The following is a 22,183-nucleotide window of genomic DNA, read 5'->3' on the forward strand; positions in this document are numbered from 1 at the left end:
GTTGTTCACCTCTTTTCTTCAATGTCATCTCCTTGGATGAGAGATGGTCCCTGAGCGGGAGCCTGTCGATATTTGTTATATGAACCAGTCAAATGAGGTCTTGTTTTCATCATCCACCAGGGTGCCCGGATCAGGACGTCTTTCAAATCTCGCCCTTTCATAGGAGCCATCGGGGACAGATATGGGATACCGAAGGAACGTAGGCTGCATAAGTGGATAAGGATAATGAGGCACCCAAGCATAACACCAAGGAACCCAAGGGTCCCTGCCAAAATCATCATGGGAAAGCGCAGCATGCGAATGGCCATCCCTGCGGTATAGCGAGGGATCGTAAAGGAAGCAATTCCCGTAATCGCAACAACCATCACCATCGGGGCAGAGACAATCCCGGCTTGAACCGCAGCCTGACCAATGACCAAGGCGCCGACAATGCTGACGGCAGCTCCTACTTGTTTAGGAAGCCTAGTCCCTGCTTCACGAAGCGCCTCGAAGGTGATCTCCATAATCAAAGCCTCGACGAGTGCCGGAAAGGGTACTTGTTCCCGGGATGATGCCATACTAAGCAGCAGTTTCGTTGGAACCATCTCCTGATGATAGGTGAGAGCCGCTACATAGAGCGAAGGAAGCATCAGAGACACCACAAGGAATAAATACCTTAACCAGCGCACAGCTGTGCCAACCATGAACCGTTGATAGTAATCCTCACTAGACTGAAGCAAAGAATAAATGGTTATCGGGACAACCATTGCAAAAGGGGTGCCATCCACGAGAATGGCGACACGACCCTCTAGTAAGTTGGAAACAACCACATCAGGTCGTTCCGTGTTAAGAACCTGAGGGAATGGTGAAAATGGGTTGTCCTCGATCATTTCCTCGATATACCCGCTTTCCAATATGCCGTCTATCTCAATTCGCTGCAGCCGTGCGCTCACTTCTTCAATCAAGGTCTTGTCTGCGATTCCTTCGATGTAAGCGAATACGACTTCAGTTTGTGTATATCGACCTACTTTCATTGATTTTATTTTGAGTTGAGGACTTTTGAGCTTTCTTCTTATTAAAGAGGTGTTGACACCTAATGTCTCCGTAAACCCATCGCGTGGGCCTCTTATGACTGCTTCAGCTGTCGGTTCTTCAACCGAACGCTTCTCCCATTTTGCCAATCCCAAAGCAAATCCTAGATTTCCCCCTTCAATCAGCATCACCGGGTTGCCAATAGAGATGTGTTCAATACAATCGGTAATCGTTTTGGCTTCTTTCACATTCGCAACGGATAGTTTCTTTTTCATCAACTCATTGAAGGTTCTGGTTATCCCTGTCGTCTCCTGCATGAGCGGGAAAAGCACTTTGGATTCTAACTCCTCGACGTTAGACATCCCCTCGATATAGATGAGAGTGGCATCTATTTCACCACCAATTAAAAAAGGTCGAAATAGCACGTCCGAACAATCCGTATAGACGGAACGGAGGACCTGGAGATTTTGATTTAAATCGGAAGAAAGAGCAGCTTGTTGCTCTGCAGCCTGCTGTTCCAAGATTACGGTTTTGTGCTTTTTAAACAAATTACGAAAAAACATAAAAGTCCCTTCTTTCCGTTTGCACAATCATCTATAGGAGGTTAACCCGAAACTAACAATTTTATCCATTACTGAAAAATACGAAGAAGGGGCTTTCCCTTTTACAGGAAATCCCCTTCATTGTGTTACTTCTTATGAAAATGATGGTTTTAATTCTTCCCATGTTTGTACCAAAGCGTACTTGGCATCCAAGTCAAACAAATTATTTTCGTGTGCAAAACGTGAACGGTCAAAACAACCATCCTCCATGACAAAAGTCGGAAAACCGTATGAAAATCCATCGACTGCCGTCGCCCGCACACAACCGGATGTTGATCCGCCGCATAACACAAGAGAATCCACTTTTTGCTTTAGGAGATAACTTAGTAAGGGTGTGTGGAAAAAGGCGCTTGCTTTCGTCTTGGGCATCACCCACTCTTGATCCATCGGTCGAATGCATTCCGCAAATTGATTAAAATCATCTTGAACTTCGTACGATACCGATTTGGGCTTGGTCGCCGTTCCTGCATAAATCCCTTGCTCCAAGTCCATGAAGGTGTATACGATAGGAAGCTGCAGCTCGCGAAATCTCTCGGCTGCCTGACGAATCGCGGGCATCGCCTCCCAGGCGGCCTCTCCGCAGGAAGTCCGGTATTCTTGAGTCGCCTGGTCCAAGGTCATAGGACTAGAACCCGTAAACCCATACGTACAGTCGATTATCAGCAAGGCCGGTCTGCTCCCCATGGCTTGATAGGTGTGGTAACCGAGCCTTTCATAGGTTCCCCTCTCTGTCTCAGGGAGCCGCTTAACCCAGGACTTTAAGCTTTGTGCTTCCAAATGAGCTCATCCCCCTCATTTTTGGTTAAGATCGGTTTTCGTCGGCCCAAATACTTCGGAAGCATGACAATCAGCATAAGAGTGATACCTGTAATATCCATGATGGTCTGAGGAAAAATCATGCATACACCGCTTGCTAATATCAATATTCTTTCAAGAAAATTCAGGTTTTTCCCGTAATAACCCTCAAAGCCCGCTGCCAAGCAGGTTATTCCTAGACCAGCGGTTAACAAGGACTCTACAATCTTACCCACGCTGCCATCCATCAATAAGGCAGGTTCATACACAAACATAAAAGGCATTATAAAGGCTACTAAAGCGAGCCTGCAGGATGCCCAGCCGATTTTATTCGGGTCAGCTTGGGCAATACTGCCCGCTGCGATACAAGCTGTCGCTACAGGCGGAGAAATACACGAAAGAACGGAATAATATACGATAAATAGATGCGCTGACAAGGTACTGACTCCCAGGTTGATCAAGAGAGGAGCGGCAAGCGCTGCTGTCAAGATGTACGAAGTGGAAGTGGGCAGCCCCATGCCGAAGATGATACACATGAAAGCCGTTGCCACCAGTGTGAGGAAAACACTTCCATAAGTAAATTGAAAAATGAGCGTTCCGAATTTGGAAGCGAGTCCTGTAAGCATAATCTCATCAATAAACATCCCCGCAGCCGCACAAGCCAATGTGACGGGAACAACTCGCAGCAGTGCTTCTTCGCAGGCAACGATGATTTTACCCAAACCGATTCTTCTTTGCGGATTGAACCAGCTCAATACGATAATGAGACCGCAGGTCATTATCGCGACCAGAGGCGCGGTATATCCATGTTCGATTCCCCATATCAGGAAAATAATCGGAAGAAGATGTACCCATCCATCTTTCATCACCTGCTTGAATTTAGGGACATCGTCCATCGTAGGCAAGTTTAATTTTTTGGAACGAAAATGCACTTGAAGAAATATGCCCAAATAATATAATATTGCCGGTATAATCGCCGCAATCACAATATCGCTATAGGGAATACCGGCATACTCGGCCATCAAGAATACGGCGGAGCCCATAATCGGCGGACAAATACTTCCTCCCGCTGAAGCTGCTGACTCTACGGCGCCGGCAAATACCGGACTTAGTCCTACCTTCTTCATGATCGGAATATTGACCGAGCCTGTAGTTAATACGTCGGATGTAGGACTGCCGGAGATCATACCGAACATCCCGGAAGAAATAACGCCTACCTTCGCCGTGCCTCCGGCTGAACGCCCGGAAATCATGGCAGCGAATTTAAAAAAGAAGTCCCCCCCTCCGGCTTGCGTGTAGAAGGCACCAAATAAGACAAACATAAACACGTAGGTAGCGGCGACACCAATTGTTGTCCCAAATATACCATTAGTCGTGTAAACCATATCATCAATAAAATGATTAAGCGTAATCAATCGGTGTGAATAAGCTCCCGGTATCAAGTGCCCCAAAAAAGTATAGGCTAAAAAAATAAGCACGATAATGGTCAAGGAGGAGCCTAATGTTCGGCGCGTTGCTTCCAAGGTTAACAACACAAGAGCAATACCTACAAATGTTTCCATGGAAGTCAACTCGGCGAATTGAGGAATCCTTTTTAAATACTCAGACGAATTTACCAAAAAGAAAATCCATATGCCAAATGAAAGTAAGGAATAGAAGATATCCATCCATGTTGGAAGGCCTTTGGTTACGCTTTGTCTCGAGCTATATAACAAAAACGTAACGCCCAGCACAAACGGGTAAAATATAGCCGAATATTGGTATAAATCCATGGAGCCAAACGCACCTAGCCAGATCTCAAAAATGGATACTCCAATGGCCAATATCATGATGAGCATGCGAAAAATACCGGAGGGCGAACGCATAAAACCTTCTCTAAACCACTCTTTATAGCCGACTCTCGTTGATCCCGTTTGTTCATTCGCCAAGTCGAATACCACCTTTCGATCTTATTGGGAATCCATGGACTCATGGATTCCCACTCGCATTAAGGGTTTCATTTTTTGATGGCTCCGACTTCCTCATAAAGTGCCTTTGCTCCGGGCGCCAACGGAACAGAGCCGGTATTCGCCAACTTTTGCGCAGAGATCTCTTTCATGGATGGGTGTGAGGCGCGAATAATTTCGAGATTGTCAACTAGAGCTTTAGCCATCTTATATTGATCCTGTTCGCTTGCTTTTTTACTTACGAGAATGATAGCGCTGAGCGAAACCGTTTTCACATCTTCTTTCTGCCATTTATAAGTATTCTTCGGTACATTAATTTCCTTTAGGCCCCATGCTTTATTCAAAGCATCTAAGGATTTTTGATCAAGACTCCACATGACAAGATTCGTATTGACTGCCGTTTCTTCTAAACCTGCATCCGGTGCAAATACGAAATCCATAATAATGTCCATACGTTTGTTTTGCACGGCCTCATAGCGCTGTTGACTTCCTGCCCAGGTCAAGGAACCTCCCCACTCCTTCAATGTAGTTTCAGTTATGCCGTTAGCCTCAAGCAGCGCATTTGACCCTAATGAGTTCAAGTTCCCTTTCTGATTGATTCCAATTCGTGCGGGAGCTTTCTTTGAAGCAATATCTGCGAGACTCTTGAGACCATATTTGTCTGCAAAATCTTTGCGGACCGTTACATGAAGTACGGCATTGTCATAGAGGGTGGCCAGAGCCATCAAGTTTTCAAATTTTTTGTTAAAAGGCGCCATTCCATTTCTTGCTGCAATAACCTCAATTTCTTGAATAATACCTAATTCGACTTGCGCATCGTCTATTAATTTAATGTTCCCCGCGCCGCTGCCCGGTTCATAGGTAGCTGCCGAGCCTGGGTAGGAAGTTGCGAACGACTTGGAAATCACTTGACCCAAACCCGACCAAAAACCGCCGACCGATCCGCCTGCAAGCGTAACCGTCATCGGACTCTTATTATTTTTGTCAATTTTAAGATCTGCCGCTGCCGTTTGTGAAGCAGTTCCGGAATTTCCGGAAGTCGGCTTGGCGGCGGCAGGCTTCTCCGATTGCGTATTGGAACAAGCGATAGTCCCGGTGGATAGAACGAATGCGAGCAGCATCAGCATCAATCGTTTCCATTTTATTTGTTTCATGAGTGGTCATCCCCCAATTTGAATGAAATCGCTTACAATTAGCTTTTTTCGAAAAATTATTTCACCGCTACCTGATAGTTTAACCCTATCTCTTTCTTTTCCCTTGAGGATTGTAAAGCGGCTAAGCATATTTCTAGGTTTGCCAGCCCCCACCTCCCGTCATGAACAGGACGTTTCCCATGGATCACCGATTGATAAAATTCCTCTACGACCATATCACGTCCGTTGACATCATTCGGAAGCTGCAGTTGTTCTACACCCTCTTCTCCATAAACCAGGAGGCCTTCCGGCGTTTGCCTTATGTCGCCCCGTTCCCCGCTGACCACAGTGAGACCAAAGAAAGGCTGTTGTAGCCCCGTATCAGCATGAATCATAGATTGCTTTCCGCTGTAACCGGAACGGCGGCTTTTTAGGTGCTGCTCCTGTTCGGTGTCTAGCGCCCTTATTATCTTTCGATTAGAAGCATAGCCCCCGGGCTTCACCTGCTCTCCCCATTCACCGATGCCATTGGTCCATTCGGTTGTATGGAAATGGTCATAACCGTTATAAACGGCGGTTGCGGAGGCACCGTCTTCGAATTCGAAGAACACAACATGACTGCCTTCCGTCCGTCTTTGGGAATCCCAGACACCGGTAGACGCTCTTATACTTCTAACCTTGCCCCCACCCACTAAACGGATGATATCGAACTGATGTGACCCTTGCCGGAAGGTGACCCCTCCGCCCAATTCAGTTTGAAGTTCCTCTCGCATACGGGGACGGTACATCCAGTCGGTATAGCACCAGGTATGGGCCATTCTAAACCTCCCGATCGTGCCGCTTTCGAGCACTTCTCTCATCTTTAAAATAGGAGGGTCAAAGCTATGAGAGTGCCCGACTACCATCGTCACACCTCCCGCTTCTGCAGCTGCGATCATCTGCAGTCCTTCTTCCAATGATACGGCGATCGGCTTTTCCAAAATCATGTGCTTCTTCGCAGAGGCGGCAAGCATGACATGCACCGTATGGAATTGTGTCGGAGTAGCGATGTACACAGCATCCACATCGTGGGAGCTGCACATTCGCTCGACACTCCGATAGGTCTCCACGGGGAAGTCCGTTTTAAAATTGCGAAGCTGTTCCTCATCCAAGGAAGCGGCAGCTGTAATGGCGATCCCTGGATGTTTGAGGAAAGCGGGAAGCATCGCTTTCGTTGCGGTTCCGAGTCCGGCGATCCCTATACGGATCACCGGGGTTTGCAGTCCTAGATCGGAACTCATGGGCATTACCTCCTTTATTCTTCCGTCTCTGTCGTTATCATACGCCGGACCTCCACCACTTCTCCCCTCCAGCCGCAGGCGTGGCACCAACAGAAATAAACGGTGTTATGAGAATGCCAGTATTCAATGATGATGCTTTTGGGGTCGTGCATGGAATTGCCGCATCCGTTGCAAAAATTGACCGCTCCCGGTTCCATCGCTGCTCCACTCCTATTAATGGACTCCTACCTTATCGAATAAGTCAATTAAATCCTTGACTATCGGGCAATATTTCGTCTGAAAGCGCTGTGTAATACTTGCGAAGCCTTCGCTGAAATGGTGTTTTTTCCGCTCAAGCGGGAGCTCAATGAATTGATTGGATGCCGGGTCGCGGAACACATTAATCGGTTCCTCCCCATTCTCGACCTTCGCGATCTGCTCTTTCAGCATTTGTCTGAACAAAATGATGCCTTTATCCGTCGTACCCAGCTTTTCGTTGGTTCGGTCTGCAACGGCTCCCTGTGTGATCCAACACATGATGTCCTGCCCGTCAATATAATCGGTAATAAATTCTCCGTTTGCATCTTTGAAAGGTACATCGTACAAGCATACTTCTTTAAGCTGCTCTGGAATCTCCACGTTCGGTCCGGGCACATAAGCGTTATACCAAACGTGCCAAGTGTGATGGTCGTCAATCGGCACCCTCATCTGGAATGCGTATGTTCCTAGCCCGCCGCTGCCGACTGCCAGCATATAAGGGAACACGACCGGATGGCCAACCTTCCAATCATCGCTCTCTTCCGTTTGACCATGGAGCAATCTGCGCTTGACGATGCCATATTGGAATCGGTCAAATTCGATTTTCAGGTGCTTACGTTGAAAGGCTACTTCCTGCTTCGTACCACTCTGGGCCGTGATGTATTCATGGTAGTGCCCGTGCAGCCATTCCGTATGAACCGGATCCATCGAATTTTCCATAATCTGAAGCCAGTTCACCGGCAGTACCGCTTGACCTATGACACGGATCGCGTTGTCAACGACAAAGCCGTCGAAACAGGGTAAGAGCGGAGCAGGTTCGGGACCCATATAGCCAAAAATCAGTCCACCCATTTCTTGGACTTTATAGGCTGCGATTTTAATCCTATCTTTAAAGGTGCTGTGCTCCGGCTCGTTCGGTTGCTCGATGCACTGTCCCTCGGCATTAAAGCACCAACCATGATACTGGCAGCGGAGCCCATCCTTTTCGGGGATTCCGTGCACTAAGGAAACACCTCTATGCGGGCAGCGTTCCTGGACCAACCCTAGATTGCCTGACTTGTCGCGGTATAAAACCAAGTCTTCACCTAGCAGGCGAACCTTTTTCGTATATTGGTCCTTCAGCTCAGAAGCGGCAGCCACCGGGAACCAGTAACGACGGAGTAAATTACCTAATGGTGTCCCTGGACCGACTTGAGTAATGTAATCGTTTTGTTCCTGACTAATCATGTTGATCGTCCTCCTTTTAATAGATTGCGACTACTCTGTAATTCCGCTGAGTGCACCTTGCTTTTCCGCTTTCTCCTGATGATAGGTCCACAATTTTTGAATAATGCTCGGCTGCCAATTGGAGGTTCGGGTTCGCTCCAAATTCTCACCCTCCAATACCTTTATGCTTGGCGCTAGCAATGAGGCATCATATTGCTTTTTCGCATTTTCTTCCAAGAATACAGAGATCGTAAATGCGCTTTTAATGTCTTCTGCAGCAACAACTGTTCCATGATGGCGAAGCAGCACGGAGCTTTTCTCCCCTAACTTTCCAGCCAATTGTATGCCTAATTCTCGGGTATTGATGAGACTGGAATCCTCGAACATCGGAACGTCCTGAACAAAGGCCCCGACCCCAAATACCGGCTTTAAAGGAACATCGGCAATGCCCAGCACGGTTTGATAATGAGGATGGTTATGAACCACACTGCCGACATCGTCTCTTCTCTTATAGATTTCCGTATGGATGTGGAACTCGCTTGGGGGCTCCGAATCCCCTTCGAGCAGCTTGCCGTCCATGTCGCACAGAACGATATCTCTAACGGAAAGTGAAGCCCGGCTCGCTTTACGTGAATTGATAAGAAAGCGGTCAGTTCCGGGTATTCGTACACTGACATGGCCGTTGTTATCCAATAGCTCGATACGTTCCAGCATCCTGACAGCCTTCACAACGAGCAATTTCAATTCATCAACTTGAGTATCCACCACAACACCCCTTCAATCCAAATGAATAAAATAATCACCTTAAAATAGCGCTTACAAAATCTCTTGTCTTACTTACCTGTTTCCACCTTGACACCGGAATGACCCATAGCGGAGGAAATTTGAACGGCACTTTGTGTCACCTTCTCTATGATGAACTGCATCCGATTTTCCGTTAATCTTTGAACGGGGCCAACTGCGCCTAAGCTGGCGACAACGCGACCGTGATGATCGAAAATTGGTGATGAAACAGCGAAAGCTCCCAATATTCTATCGTTTACCGAAGTACAATACCCGATTCGTGAGATCTGTTCTAGTCGATCCAAAAGCTCAGGTTTTGAAATTAGAAGCTGCCCGTCAATTTCGCCTTGATCGATCGTTCGTCGCTGTTGATCCTCTGGTCTGTAGGCTAGCAGTACCATACTGGATGCTCCCTGACACAGAGGAACCCGCTGGCCAACTTTCACAAAATTTCTCACGGCTTCGGAACTCTCCACCATTTCAATACATACCCGATGATCCCCATCTGCGATGTTCAAAACGATCGTTTCGGAAATCTCACTGCATAGTTGCTTCATAAAGGATAAAGCAACGCTTCTTAGGGACATATTCGCGCCTACGATAGACCCTAATTTGAACACTTGTAAACTTAAGCTGTACTTCTGATTGTTTTCATCTTGTTTGACGTATCCGCACAGGGCCATCGTCGCGAGAAGCCGATGAACGGTGCTTTTGGAGAGATTGCTCTTCTCGGCAATCTCGCCAAGAAACAACGCCGGTTTTTCCATCGTAAAACAATCCAAAATACGTAAAGCCCTTTCCAACGATTGGACTTTCTCACGCTCAGCGTTCATGAGCCTCCCCCTCATAGTCATCATTCCACGATGCGGAACTCATTTCGTAATGTGGTATGCTTCCATTATAATCGCTGAAACGAATTGTATTTTTCGGAATTATTAATACTGCTATTAAAGATTCCGAATGATTATTTTACATTAAAATAATCACGTTGATCCCAGCCAGCACCATGAGAACACCAAGTAAAGTCCGCCAAGTAATCCCTTCTTGATTCTTTAGAATAAAATAGCTAATCGGCAAAACAAGAATCGGCGTAGACATATTGATCACCGTTGCGATTGATACGGGCAGCAATTTCATAGACGCAATATATAAGATTTGCGCAGTTATTGTGATGGTTCCGCTAATCACATAGAGCCAAAAACCTCGACGATCAGCCTTTCGAATTTGATTCGCGATGGTACTTATCTTCATGCTGAACGTCATATGAAGAAGAAGTCCAACAACGGCTCCGATCAAGGCCCCTAGTATGGGTTCATTCCACTGCTGAATGGCTGTTCCCCTCAAAATATTTCCGATTGCATAACTTAACGAGCTTAGAAGCGCCAAAACGATATAAGGGTGAAACAACGTCCGGGGCACATTCCAGCCTTTTTGCCTGGAGACTGCAATCTCTGAATCAGCAGCGTTCGTGACTTCGGTCAACTCCTGTCTTGGTTTCACGTAATTAACTAGAAACAATCCCGATAAAACAATGATCACCGCAAACCACTTACTGACACTTAAAGACTCCCCCAATACAGCCCACGAAATCAAAACCGTAAATAGGGGATTGCTTGTCTGAAAGGTGCTCGCTTTAGCCGGCCCTAACCTTTCAATCGTCTCAAAGAAGAACCATCGCCCCAAGAAAGTCGTGAATACTCCGGACACTAAAAATAACATAAAAGCCGTCAGATGAAATGGCTGAACTTCACCTTTAAGCATGTAATCAACTGCAAACAAGCATGTAGAAAAAATAATATTGACCGATGCGGAAATAAAAAATCCGATTGTTAAACTCAATCGGGACGTTGCCATCTTTGTAACGATCATGTTGATGGCAAACAGCATCATGGACAATAAAGCTAATAGCTCACCCATATGTCACCTTTTTTCTCGAATTTTTCCTCAATAACAAGAAAAGCCCACAAGGGGCCCTTCTCGTTATGAGTATACTGGTTTTTTAGCATATAAGTCCAAACTGATGTCCAACGCTTCCACAGAGTAGGTTAGACTTCCCATGGAGATGACGTCTACGCCGATCGCCGCAACCTCGGCGATGTTAGCGATACTTATTCCTCCGGAGGCCTCGGTTACGGCGGCCTTTCCAATCATCGCAACGGCTTGCCTCATCATTTCAATAGGCATATTGTCAAACATGATGATGTCTGCTTTCGATTCCAGTGCTTCAGACACTTGTTCCAGGTTCTCTACCTCTACCTCGATCATCATCGTATGAGGAACCGTCTTCCGCGCCATCCATACCGCTTCGCACAGTCCTCCGGCAGCCTTAATGTGATTATCCTTGATCAAAACCGCATCGAACAAACCGTAGCGGTGGTTGCTGCCACCTCCCACACGAACCGCATACTTCTCTAGCATACGTAGACCCGGCGTCGTTTTCCGTGTGTCCACCAACCTAACCTGAGGGTTCCTAGACTTCGCTTTTTCTGCTAAACGGTTCGTTTTGGATGCGATGCCGGAAAGCCGCTGAACAATATTAAGCGCAACCCTTTCCGCTTTTAAAATGGCATGTACGTTCCCGAAAACTTCCGCGATGATCGTTCCATTGCTGATCCGGCTCCCATCCTGAATGAACGAATTCACCATCAAAGTCGGATCCACTTCGTGAAAAACAGCGGTTAATACTGGAATCCCAGCAAAAATCCCCTCCGCTTTTGAATGCAAAATCGCTTTCCCCTGAAGCTCCGCCGGAACCGTAGCCTCACACGTCACATCCCCCGGACCGACATCTTCCTCTAGCCACTGGCGGACCTGCTGCTGCAAATGATGCGGATTGATATACATAAGATCTCATCTCCATTAATAATCAGATATGGCCAAAAGCCGATCGTCCTTTTCCAATTTCTTTATATAGTGCCTCCAAGCCCAAATATCGTTAAAAGTAGAGCCCAAATCAGGTAATTCTTCGATGTCCTCAGGCGGAATGCTTGAGGCGCCTTTGCCCAGTTTGGCCGTTTCTAACGTTACTTCCGCTAGGATGTTAAAGTTAAGAGCGCGAATGGTTGCCTCTTCCAGTGTTTTCCCCGTTACGGTTATGCCGTGCCCCTTCATGAGACAAATATGCTCATCTCCCATGATTTCGATCATCGGTGCAGCCAGATCTGGGCGGGTGACTAGAACTGAACGCGGGTAGACCGGAATTCCTCGCAGAGCCATACGCATCGCAGGGATGTTAAAAGCTCCGAAAATCGGCTTAAACGCCAATTCGGAAATTCCGCAAATCAATGCTGACGGCGGGTGTGCATGAATAACACAGCCGACTTCCGGACGGCTTTTATAAATTTCGCCATGAATCGGAAGCTCTTTAGGGACTTCATACCGTCCTATCAGGTCATTTCCTTTCCCGTCGAAATCGACCAAACGGATGGCATCGCTCATCGTATAACGAACTCCGGTTTCCTGTTCCCCTCTGCATCGGATCAGCATTTCCTGATCATTCATTCTAACGCTGACGTGACCTAAAATACCCTCGACAAGACCTTCCATTGCCAAAATGCGGCATGACTGCGCGACCTTGCTTCTCCATTCTTGTACATGCTCGTTCATGACTCTACGCCTCCCTTTCGGATGCGAGTTCAGGAGCTAGAACACGTGTAATAGCCTTAATCTCGCCGCGCCAAGTACAATGTCTGCACCAGCAAAAGTAAACCAACTCTTCGCCTTCTGTAAAAACGTTTAGCAAACTTTTAGGATCACGCAGTGATTCTCCGCAGCATGGACAGAACTTGATTGGATTGCGAATTTCATTCGTATCGATGGAAGCTTGGTTGAAGTACCTCATGTGACGCCTCCATTATGTGTTGTGACTGCTTGAACCAGTTAGCGGTTTGCCATGCTTACAGAGCGAAATGATCTCATCTAAGTTAGGAGCATAGCGGGTATTCCAATCCTTCGCTACACCAGACAGCAGGTCACCAACGCTAAATTTGTCTTCTTCCTGAGGAAGCTTGATATGTTCGGCTGCTTGAGGATCCCGGAAAACACATATCGGATCCAGCCCTTTTTCTAATTTCGCCAGTTCTTCCAATACCATTTGCCGGAACATAATGATACCTTTGTCTGAAGTCCCAAGGCGCTCAATGGTCCGGTTGGCGATTTCCCCCTGCGTCACCCATGCCATCATATCTTGACCGTCAATATAGTCTGTAATGTATTGGCCGTTCTCATCTTTCAACGGAGCTTCATACAGGCTGATCGGATAATCCTTGGGAACTTCAATCCCGGAGACAGGAATAAAGCAGGTGTACCAGAAATGATAGGTATGTGTATCATCCATGGGTACACGAATTTGGAATGTATGCGCCCCCAAATCTCCGACCCGCAGCATGTTAGGGAATACAACGGGATGACCGATCGCCCAATCCTCACACTCCTCGGTCTGACCTTCTAATACCCTTTTCTTGATGATGCCGTAATCAAACTTATCAAAGCCTATTTTGACATGGTGCTTGCTGATCGGCCATTCTTCCACAGGACGGCCTTGCTGTTCAAACACATGCTCGAAATAGCGCCCATGCAGCCATTCCAAGTGAATCGGGTCTAAGGAATTCTCCATAATTTGCAGCCAGTTGCAGGGAATTTCTGCGTAACCAATGGTACGAATGACGTTTTCTTTAACAAAAAGATCATACTTGGGCAGTACCGGTACGGGCTCAGGTCCCATGTAAGCAAATATTAAGCCGCCTAATTCCTCCGTATGATAAGCTGAAATATTAATTCGATCCTTGAACGTGCTGTGTTCAGGTTCGTTCGGCTGCTCGGTACAAGCTCCTTGATGATTAAAACACCATCCGTGATATTGACAGCGGATGCCATCCTCCTCTGGAATTCCGTATACCAGGGATACCCCACGGTGAGGGCAGCGCTCCTGAACTAGCCCCAGCTTCCCCGATTTGTCACGGTAAAGCACCAAGTCCTCGCCTAATATTTTAACTTTTTTTGTTCCCGCTTTCGTTAACTCGGAGCCAGCTGCAATAGGGAACCAATACCTGCGTAACAAAGACCCTACAGGGGTTCCTTTTCCTACGCGAATAAGCGTTTCATTTTGTTCCTGAGTTAGCATGAGTTACCTCCTAATATAGGGATCTTTGAGTGGAGCTCAAAGTCTCTCCGCTTTGGGATCTTTGAGTGGAGCTGTAAGAATTTGACGGCACTTTTATCGTATCCCCAAATTTGTTCACCCTACAAGCCGAACGTTTCACATACGGGAACGACAGCTTAACATATTACAGCAAAATGATTTATGATCAGAGATGACCCATGATCATCAAGGTCATGGATGCATGAATAAAGGAGAGTGAACGAAGATGAAAACAATTACACGTATCCAACTGCCGAAAAAACAAGCTGTCCTTTACAGCGATGGGGTTCTATTCGAAAATGTGCTGTTGATCTCAGGCATGCTGCCCACTGACAGCGATGGGCAAATTGTCGGTCTGGGCGATGCCGCAGCTCAAGCGGAGCAAGTATTCAAAAATATCGAAGCGGTCCTGCTTGAAGCGGGAGGTTCCTTCTCCGACATTGTGAAACTGAACATCTATTTAACGAATATAGAAGACCGTCCCGTTATTTCACCTGTCAGGCAAAAATATTTTGGCCATGACACACCGGCCAGCACGCTTCTGGAAATCAGCCGCTTGGCTCATCCCGATGCCCTTCTCGAAATTGAGACCATGGCGTATTTAGGCTAGTTAACTCTAAATGCTTCAATAGTTCGTCGAGTGACGGATGTCCCATCATCGCTTTCCGGAAGATTAGATGAATTACCCTTGTTAGAGGCCGATTTAGCTGAAGCGGCAGTGCCATGAGCTTAGCGGCCTCAATCTCTTTCTCCACGACACTGGATGGAAGAAAAGCAATCCCGTTACCGGCCATCACCATCCGCTTCACCGCATCAGAATGATTTAATTCCATGACAACGTTCATAAGCACGCCGTGTTCCCGAAACAAATAACGGATCATATAAGACGAGTAGGATTCGTTAACGTTGATAAGCAGAGGTTCATGTGTCAGGTCAAAAATATGGATCCTTGTACACTTGGCCAGCGGATGTTCCGGCGGCGCAACGAGCCAAAACGGATATGTGCAGATCGGGAGGCAAATCATGTCCGGGTGTTCTAGATGTCCGCTGATAAATCCGACCTGAGCCACCTCGTCAAAAAGCATTTCCAGCACTTCGCGCGTGCTTACGGTATGCAACGGCATATCCCAATTCGGCCGATTGCGGATAAATCCACCTATCAGCGGTGGCAAAAAGTAGGTCATTAGGGTCGGCGTTCCTGCCACGGACAGTCGTACTTTCGTGCAGCCCTGAGTCTCCAAGAGCAGGTCAAGCCCTTCCTTAAGCACTCGCAGCGATCGTTGAGCACGCTCGTTAAACGCTATACCGGCGGCGGTTACGGTCAGCTGATTACCCGATCGGCTAACCAAAGGTACGCCAAGCTCGTTCTCCAGCGTCTTCATACGCATCGTTAAAGCGGGCTGCGATACGCCAAGCTCTTTGGCCGCCCGGCTTAAGCTGCCATGTTCCATCAAGCATGCGAGCATATCCAAGTGGAATACATTCATACTGCACCCCCGGCCATGGCCTGAGAAGCAAACTCACTAAAGGCTTGAGAGGCATGCGCATTCGGGCTATTAGAAATCCCGCTCTGGAAAACCATAAACAAAGGGAATCCGATATTGGGTTCAGGTGTCATTCGCAAGCTGACAAGCTCTCCCTCCTTCAGTTCATCGGCAATGGTAAGCCCCGGTAGAAACGCGATAGCGTCAAACGGCTCCAGATATCGTTTCAACGTTTCCGGATGGTCAAAATTCATAAGTACCCTAGGGAAAAGCTTCTGTCGGGAGAACCATTGCTCCAGAAAAGCCCATGGCTCCGAGCTCGTTTGGAAACCAAGTACGGGGTACGCCCGGGCGTCTTCCGAGCTGAGAGCCTCAAGCCGTGTTAACGGATGTCCCTTCGACACCACAGAAAATAACAAGTCGTGATACAAAGGATAACCAATTAGGCCTTCCTCCTTCGGCTCCTCCTGAACCATGCCAATGTCTGCCTTCCCTTGCGAGACTAAATTCAATACCTGAGAATTAGAGCAAGCGGACAACTTCAACCTCACCATCGGGTATTTCTCGCGGAACCGCTTGATCATGTCAGGCAGAAGGTAACTGGTGAAGAACGGCGTCGCCGCGATGTGCAGCTGCCCCGAATCCGTTCTGTCCTTGGTATGAATTCGGCTTCGGCCTTCTTCAATCAGTTCCATAAACCGCTCCACATGTTTGACGAAAGCGGCTCCCGCAGCCGTGAGCTCAATCCGCCGGCCCGTTCGGACAAACAATCGGGCGCCGATCTCTTGCTCCAAGGTTCTGATTCTTCCGGTGACGGCAGATACCGACAAATACATGTCATCAGCAGTTTTGCTGATGCTCCCTAATGTGACAACCCGTTGAAACGTTATCAACAAATCGATTTCTATCGGCGGGACGCTCATTCGAATTCACCCTTGTCATCATGTCTTTAATACTTATTCTACAAATAGGATCGCAGCAATAATACGGGGCTATGCCTCCATGCGGAACAGGTCATTCCATTAATGCCCATACCAAAAAGAAGCACGGTCTGTGTAGAACCGGCTTCTTTGGTTGGGGATTTATTGATTACTTTGCATAAAAACTTTCATCAACAAGCTTGTTAAGCGGCAAATCCTCTTTAATGCCGCCGACTTCTTTTACCGCATCGATGGCCCATTTGATCCCTTCGATATTAAGCTTCCCTTTATCCGGAATAGCTTTAGCGGTATAAATAAAAGATTTCGTCGTTATCTCCTCATCGGTTCCGATTGATTTCATCCCAATCTCTACCACTTCTTTATAGTTAGCTGGATCCTTAACAAATTGAATCGCTTCAGCTGTTGCTGCCATAAATGCCCGTGCCACCTCAGGTTTTTTCAGTAGATTTCCGTTTGTAGCAATGACATCTTGATTATAGTCTTTTAACTCATCACTAAGATTTGCTAAACGTTTCATACCGGCCTTCTCCCCATTCAAATCGTTGGGAGGCTGGAGCAATGTAACCTGAACCTGTCCGTTTTTCAAAGCAGCTAATCGTGCCGGGGTTGCGCCGGATGAAACGATTCTTACATCCTTATCCGGCTCTAGACCATGTTTTTTCAACCACCAGCGCATAAGAATATCAACGCCATTCCCTGGCTGCAAGATGCCCGCAGCCTTGCCTTTTAGATCTTCCGGCTTATTGATTTCCGGTGATACAAATACGGAGAATAACGTTTTGCTGCTTAGAGAGCCAATGATTTTGATATTTGCCCCCCCGGACACAGCGGTAACAATGGACTCAGGAAGGCTCGCAATAAACTGGAAATCCCCCGTTTGCAAGCCTCGCAGCGCAACAACACCGCCATCGACGGATACAAACTCAACCTTGAGATTATATTTTTCGAATATACCTTTAGATTGCGCAACATACCAAGGTATAAAATCAAACGTATTGGAAACGGTTGATACTTTCACCGTCGTTAAGGTATCCGGCTTTTGTTTCGTTTGACCGGCAGACTCGTTTGATTTTGTCGTTTTCGTGCTGCTGCAACCGACTGCTAATAAGCAGACTAGCAGCATTACTAATGGAAGCTTACTCCTATTAATAATCCGTCGATTATGCAATATTTCTTCCCCCCACTTGTACAACTTAAAGAACAACCCGATCCAATTTTCCTGTAATGCTGCTTAATGCTGACGCCATGGTGCTATCTTACGTTCCATCATTTTAAGCAGTATGGTAAGCACAATTGAACAAACCATGAGAACACCGACATAGCCCAAATATTCGGATGTACGGAAAAGTTCGGACGCATGGCGAATGGCGTAACCTATCCCCTTATTAGCGGCAAGCATTTCTGCGACGACAACGGCAATTAATGCCCTTCCGATCGCCAAACGTATACCGGTAATGATGTAAGAAAGCGTCGACGGGAATATGACCTCTTTGAACAGTTGAAACTCTGTAGCTCCGTAAGAACGAGCGGCCTTAATCAGGGAGCTATCCGTCGTTTTAACACCTGCCATCGTATTGATTAGAATAGGGAAAATCGACATCATGAATACCATCATGACTTTGGATAAAGTATCAAGACCAAACCATAATACAAACAGCGGTGTCAAAGCTACGGTAGGGGTCGTGTATAATGCCGTAATAATCGGATCGCATGCATATTCCAATTTTTTCCAATATCCTAATATGAGTCCAAGAGGTATTCCAATTAAAGCCATTGCAAAACCTAATCCTACTTCGATAGCGCTTACATATAAATGTTGAAATAGTGTGCCATTCATCAAAAACGCCCATACTTGAATTAAAATTTTGCTTGGCCAACTGAACATGAACGGATCAATAACTCCAGCTTGACCAATGATTTCCCAAATAATTAAAATAGCTCCAATTAAATAAACGGGATATGAAACTGCCGGCGGAATTGCAAAACTTTTACGTTTTACATTCATCGACTTGTTACTGACAGAAACTATATTTGCCATTTACACCTCTCCTTTTTTATATTGTCTAGTGACCTCAGCCTTCAGGTGATTCCAAATAATGGATTTATATTCTTGAAATTCGGGTAAAGACTTCGTCTCAAGTGTTCTTGGGTATGGAATATCTATTTTCAAGTCAGTGATAATTCTTCCAGGACGGACAGTCATAAGAAATACTCGACTGGACAAAAATACGGCTTCATCAATAGAATGAGTAATAAAAATAACGGTCTTTTTTTCGTTCAACATGATTTTCAGAACTTCTTCCTGCATAATTTCGCGGGTCTGTTCATCTATTGCGGAAAACGGTTCATCCATCAACAGGATCTTTGGTTCAACGGCAAACGCTCTAGCAATCCCAACGCGTTGCTTCATCCCACCTGACAGTTGATGCGGATATTTATTCTCAAAGCCTTCAAGTCCAACCATCTTAATATAGTGCATAACATGATCTTTGATTTCGTTCTTGGATTTGCCAGAAAGCCTTAAGCCAAAAGCTACGTTCTGAAATACCGTATGCCAAGGCATTAAAGCGAAATCTTGAAAGACCATTGCTTTTTCCCCGCCCGGACCTTCGATTTTGCGGCCGTTTATGCTTACGGAGCCGGAAGCCGGTCGAACAAGCCCATCTAAAGTATGAAGCAAGGTGCTTTTACCGCAGCCGCTTGGACCAATAATAGAGATTAACTCACCTTCTTGTATTTGTCCTGAGGCCTCTTTCAGAGCATGGACTTCATTTGGATGCCCAGCATTATAAACAACATTAATGTTTTCAAATTCTAGAATCGCTGTCATGTTTCTCCTCCCACTCCCTCTTATCATAGAAAGCTACAATTTTCTCTTTTTAAGCTTAGCGTTCAGTTCCTTCTTCCCTCAATATACCGTTCCTTTATGTGAAACGGTAGTTAATTATTTTTATTGCTTCGATAAAGATTTCTACATCTATCCGCTCATTTGCTCAAATAGATTTCTGGTAGTTTTGATGACAACCTGCTTAACATCCTCACGGATTCCTTGCCTAAATACTAAAAATATTGGTGTTGAAGGCAATGATTTTTGCAGAGGCAATTCAACTAGTATCCCATTTTTCAATTCATCATAAACGATCATTTTTTGAAGGAAGGCTATCCCCAGCCCTTTTCTGACCATCATTTTGATCCAACCGAGGTTATTGATTTCTGTTGCTTTATAATCGTTAAATCCATGTTTTCGAAGAAAATTGTCTATGGTTTGTGTGTTATGGAAGGTTTTGCTGTAGTTCACGATCCGTTCGTTTCTAAGATCACTGAAGTTTAACGTGTGCATTGTGCTGAACAGATGACTCGGAGAACAGACCAAAACGGTCTTTTCCTTGGCAATCTCGATCACAGTCAAGTCCTTTAAGCTGGCCGGTGATTTGATAAACGCTAAACCAACATCTATCGATCCATTCCGGATGTCCTCAATAATATCTCTTGATACTTTGACCGTCACCCCAAATTCCACTTCGGGAAAATGCTGATACAATTCATTCAGGAGCTCGGGCATAATTTCGGCACCCATATGGTTTGGGCAGGCAAGTGATATTTTTTGTTGCACATCCGTCTTCTCTTGAAGCGCGTGATAACCTTTTTTAATGATTTCATAGGCATCTTTAAAATAGGGTAATATTTTTTCACCTGCGGGGGTCAAAGTAATTCGTTTTCCATTAATTCGGGTGAACAGTTCAGTATTTAGTTCTTGCTCAAGAAGTTGAATTCGAACACTGATCGTTGGTTGAGTAATAAATAATGCTTCTGCAGCCATGGAAAAGCTCCCTTTTTCGACAACCATTAGGAACGCTTCTATATACTTTAATTCCATACTTGCTTCGTCCACCCTTCAGCGATCCATGAATAGCTCATATTTAATATTACACATAATTTAATATAATGTCGCGCATTAATTTGGTTATTAAATCTTGGATAATACTGGCGAATACACGATTTTTTAACAGACTCTGAACCAATTTTCAAAAAACATTCCGTATGCAAGAACAGTCAGGTTGTTTAAAACAGACCCTCATTTTACTATGAGATTGTCAATCACTTAAATTTAAGGAGGCCATTGCCATGCAAACAAATGCTTCAACCTCGTTAGCCAATAACTACGTCTCCCAATCGATAGATTGTCTACACTTTATCGATGGGCAATATGTCTCTTCTCTCAATGGAAAAACGTTTGATAACATCAACCCGGCTACAGGCAAGGTGATCGGCATAGTAGCGGAAGGCGGTAAAGAGGAAGTGGATTTGGCTGTAGCTGCAGCCAAAAGAGCACTACAAGGTCCGTGGAAAACGATGTCACAAAACGATAGAATCAATGTCATCCGACGAATCGGCGACTTGATTTTGGAAAGAAAAGAGGAATTGGCTGTACTAGAGTCTGTTGATACTGGAAAGCCCATTTGGTTATCCGGCAGTATTGACATTCCTCGTTCCGCGTATAACTTCCACTTTTTCGCAGATTCTTTAAGATCGGACGGTACAGAAGCCTATCAGATGGATCAGGTTGCGATTAATTACTCGGTTCGAAAGCCTCTCGGGGTCGTAGGCTTGATCAATCCTTGGAACTTGCCTCTTTTGCTTATGACCTGGAAGCTGGCTCCATGCTTGGCTGCCGGAAATACGGTCGTTATGAAACCGGCGGAATTGACACCGATGACGGCTACGGTGCTTGCGCAAATATGTAAGGATGCCGGTGTGCCGGATGGCGTCGTCAATATCGTCCATGGATTCGGACCTAATTCTGCAGGATCGGCATTAACAGAGCATCCTGATGTGAGCGCTATTTCCTTTACGGGTGAAACAACCACCGGCAAAATCATTATGGCAAGCGCTGCCAAAACATTGAAACGTCTATCGTTCGAGCTTGGAGGCAAAAATCCGAATATCATATTTGCGGATTCTAATTTAGATGAAGTGATTGAAACAACGATTAAATCCAGTTTTATTAACCAAGGCGAAGTTTGCTTGTGCGGATCGAGAATTTATGTGGAACGTCCCGCTTACGAACAGTTTTTAGAGAAATTCGTTGCTAAAACGAAAGAGTTGGTTGTAGGTGATCCGTTTGATGCCAAAACAAAAGTGGGTTCCTTAATCGGTGAGGAGCATTTCAACAGAGTTAAAGGATATATTGAACTGGCTAAAGAAGAAGGCGGGACGATCTTAACGGGGGGCAGATCGCCTGAAGGATTGGAGCAAGGATATTATTTAGAGCCAACCATCATTGTCGGACTCGACGGAAACTGCCGTACGGTTAGAGAAGAAATTTTCGGACCTGTTGTCACGGTCATCCCGTTTGATACAGAGGAAGAGGTTTTGGCTCAAGCCAATGATACTCACTACGGTTTAAGCGCATCCGTGTGGACGAATGATTTGCGCCGTGCTCACCGTGTGGCCGGTCAAATTGATGCAGGGATTGTTTGGGTAAATACATGGTTCTTGAGAGATTTACGGACTCCATTCGGTGGAATGAAACAAAGCGGTATCGGTCGTGAAGGCGGTAAGCATAGTCTCGAGTTTTATTCCGAGTTGACTAATATTTGCATTAAACTATAGCCAGGAGGATGA

22 protein-coding genes are annotated in these 22,183 nt (G+C 46.0%); 2 read left to right on the forward strand and 20 right to left on the reverse strand.

Translation table 11 applies throughout. The annotated features are described in order from the left end of the window. Window positions 1-5: 5 nt before the first annotated feature. The 14 genes from G519_RS0110965 to G519_RS0111025 all read right to left on the reverse strand — a co-directional run bounded on the left by G519_RS0110965 (window position 6) and on the right by G519_RS0111025 (window position 14,115). Entirely contained in the window at window positions 6-1,574 is a 1,569-nt protein-coding gene (locus G519_RS0110965; RefSeq protein WP_029194719.1) for a spore germination protein, read from the reverse strand. A gap of 132 nt (window positions 1,575-1,706) precedes the next feature. After that, on the reverse strand, window positions 1,707-2,390 hold the full coding sequence (locus G519_RS0110970; RefSeq protein WP_029194720.1) for a cysteine hydrolase family protein: 684 nt from the start codon (window positions 2,388-2,390) through the stop codon (window positions 1,707-1,709). Further along, on the reverse strand, window positions 2,372-4,336 hold the full coding sequence (locus G519_RS0110975) for a TRAP transporter permease (protein WP_029194721.1): 1,965 nt from the start codon (window positions 4,334-4,336) through the stop codon (window positions 2,372-2,374). Before G519_RS0110975 ends, G519_RS0110970 begins: the two co-directional genes overlap by 19 nt. Window positions 4,337-4,404: 68 nt before the next feature. Continuing rightward, window positions 4,405-5,508: a TAXI family TRAP transporter solute-binding subunit gene (locus G519_RS0110980; RefSeq protein WP_029194722.1), complete on the reverse strand. Its 1,104-nt coding sequence runs from the start codon at window positions 5,506-5,508 to the stop codon at window positions 4,405-4,407. Window positions 5,509-5,564: 56 nt separating this feature from the next. Next, window positions 5,565-6,767 (reverse strand): Gfo/Idh/MocA family protein, encoded by a 1,203-nt coding sequence (locus tag G519_RS0110985; protein WP_029194723.1) that lies wholly within the window; start codon window positions 6,765-6,767, stop codon window positions 5,565-5,567. Window positions 6,768-6,804: 37 nt separating this feature from the next. Continuing rightward, window positions 6,805-6,975, reverse strand: a complete 171-nt coding sequence (locus tag G519_RS50120; protein ID WP_154669563.1) for a hypothetical protein — start codon at window positions 6,973-6,975, stop codon at window positions 6,805-6,807. 5 nt (window positions 6,976-6,980) lie between these two features. Beyond that, window positions 6,981-8,231, reverse strand: a complete 1,251-nt coding sequence (locus G519_RS0110990; protein WP_029194724.1) for an aromatic ring-hydroxylating dioxygenase subunit alpha — start codon at window positions 8,229-8,231, stop codon at window positions 6,981-6,983. 30 nt (window positions 8,232-8,261) lie between these two features. Continuing rightward, on the reverse strand, window positions 8,262-8,975 hold the full coding sequence (locus G519_RS42645) for a class II aldolase/adducin family protein (protein ID WP_051253322.1): 714 nt from the start codon (window positions 8,973-8,975) through the stop codon (window positions 8,262-8,264). A 68-nt stretch (window positions 8,976-9,043) separates the two neighbouring features. Then, window positions 9,044-9,826, reverse strand: coding sequence for an IclR family transcriptional regulator (locus G519_RS0111000; RefSeq protein ID WP_029194725.1), 783 nt, complete (start codon window positions 9,824-9,826; stop codon window positions 9,044-9,046). 136 nt (window positions 9,827-9,962) lie between these two features. Next, complete coding sequence (locus tag G519_RS0111005) at window positions 9,963-10,910, reverse strand: DMT family transporter (RefSeq protein WP_029194726.1); 948 nt, start codon at window positions 10,908-10,910, stop codon at window positions 9,963-9,965. Window positions 10,911-10,973: 63 nt separating this feature from the next. After that, on the reverse strand, window positions 10,974-11,837 hold the full coding sequence (gene nadC, locus G519_RS0111010; protein WP_029194727.1) for a carboxylating nicotinate-nucleotide diphosphorylase: 864 nt from the start codon (window positions 11,835-11,837) through the stop codon (window positions 10,974-10,976). 15 nt (window positions 11,838-11,852) lie between these two features. Next, window positions 11,853-12,599, reverse strand: a complete 747-nt coding sequence (locus G519_RS0111015) for a class II aldolase/adducin family protein (RefSeq protein ID WP_029194728.1) — start codon at window positions 12,597-12,599, stop codon at window positions 11,853-11,855. A 4-nt stretch (window positions 12,600-12,603) separates the two neighbouring features. Then, window positions 12,604-12,834, reverse strand: coding sequence for a hypothetical protein (locus G519_RS0111020; protein WP_029194729.1), 231 nt, complete (start codon window positions 12,832-12,834; stop codon window positions 12,604-12,606). Between the two features lie 12 nt (window positions 12,835-12,846). Then, the gene (locus G519_RS0111025) at window positions 12,847-14,115 is read right to left on the reverse strand and encodes an aromatic ring-hydroxylating dioxygenase subunit alpha (RefSeq protein ID WP_029194730.1); all 1,269 of its coding nucleotides are present in this window, start codon (window positions 14,113-14,115) and stop codon (window positions 12,847-12,849) included. Window positions 14,116-14,359: 244 nt separating this feature from the next. Between G519_RS0111025 and G519_RS0111030 the strand changes: the two genes are divergently transcribed. Continuing rightward, window positions 14,360-14,743 carry a RidA family protein gene (locus G519_RS0111030; protein ID WP_036632656.1) on the forward strand — a complete coding sequence of 128 codons (384 nt, stop codon included), beginning with the start codon at window positions 14,360-14,362 and terminating at the stop codon, window positions 14,741-14,743. Here the strand turns inward: G519_RS0111030 and G519_RS0111035 are convergent. The 6 genes from G519_RS0111035 to G519_RS0111060 all read right to left on the reverse strand — a co-directional run bounded on the left by G519_RS0111035 (window position 14,682) and on the right by G519_RS0111060 (window position 20,435). Further along, window positions 14,682-15,620, reverse strand: coding sequence for a LysR family transcriptional regulator (locus G519_RS0111035; protein WP_029194732.1), 939 nt, complete (start codon window positions 15,618-15,620; stop codon window positions 14,682-14,684). The genes G519_RS0111030 and G519_RS0111035 overlap by 62 nt on opposite strands. Continuing rightward, window positions 15,617-16,540 (reverse strand): LysR family transcriptional regulator, encoded by a 924-nt coding sequence (locus G519_RS0111040; RefSeq protein ID WP_029194733.1) that lies wholly within the window; start codon window positions 16,538-16,540, stop codon window positions 15,617-15,619. Before G519_RS0111040 ends, G519_RS0111035 begins: the two co-directional genes overlap by 4 nt. 166 nt (window positions 16,541-16,706) lie before the next feature. Further along, window positions 16,707-17,726: an ABC transporter substrate-binding protein gene (locus G519_RS0111045; RefSeq protein WP_127527963.1), complete on the reverse strand. Its 1,020-nt coding sequence runs from the start codon at window positions 17,724-17,726 to the stop codon at window positions 16,707-16,709. A 63-nt stretch (window positions 17,727-17,789) separates the two neighbouring features. After that, the gene (locus G519_RS42650) at window positions 17,790-18,596 is read right to left on the reverse strand and encodes an ABC transporter permease (protein ID WP_051253323.1); all 807 of its coding nucleotides are present in this window, start codon (window positions 18,594-18,596) and stop codon (window positions 17,790-17,792) included. Next, window positions 18,597-19,388 carry an ABC transporter ATP-binding protein gene (locus G519_RS0111055; RefSeq protein ID WP_029194735.1) on the reverse strand — a complete coding sequence of 264 codons (792 nt, stop codon included), beginning with the start codon at window positions 19,386-19,388 and terminating at the stop codon, window positions 18,597-18,599. A 147-nt stretch (window positions 19,389-19,535) separates the two neighbouring features. After that, window positions 19,536-20,435: a LysR family transcriptional regulator gene (locus tag G519_RS0111060; RefSeq protein WP_029194736.1), complete on the reverse strand. Its 900-nt coding sequence runs from the start codon at window positions 20,433-20,435 to the stop codon at window positions 19,536-19,538. Between the two features lie 248 nt (window positions 20,436-20,683). On the opposite strand from G519_RS0111060, the gene G519_RS0111065 reads away from it, so the two are divergent. After that, window positions 20,684-22,171, forward strand: a complete 1,488-nt coding sequence (locus G519_RS0111065) for an aldehyde dehydrogenase (RefSeq protein ID WP_051253324.1) — start codon at window positions 20,684-20,686, stop codon at window positions 22,169-22,171. The last annotated feature ends 12 nt before the right edge of the window (window positions 22,172-22,183 follow it).

The organism is Paenibacillus alginolyticus DSM 5050 = NBRC 15375 (genome assembly GCF_000422905.1).
In the GTDB taxonomy this organism is placed as follows: Bacteria; Bacillota; Bacilli; order Paenibacillales; family NBRC-103111; genus Paenibacillus_E; species Paenibacillus_E alginolyticus.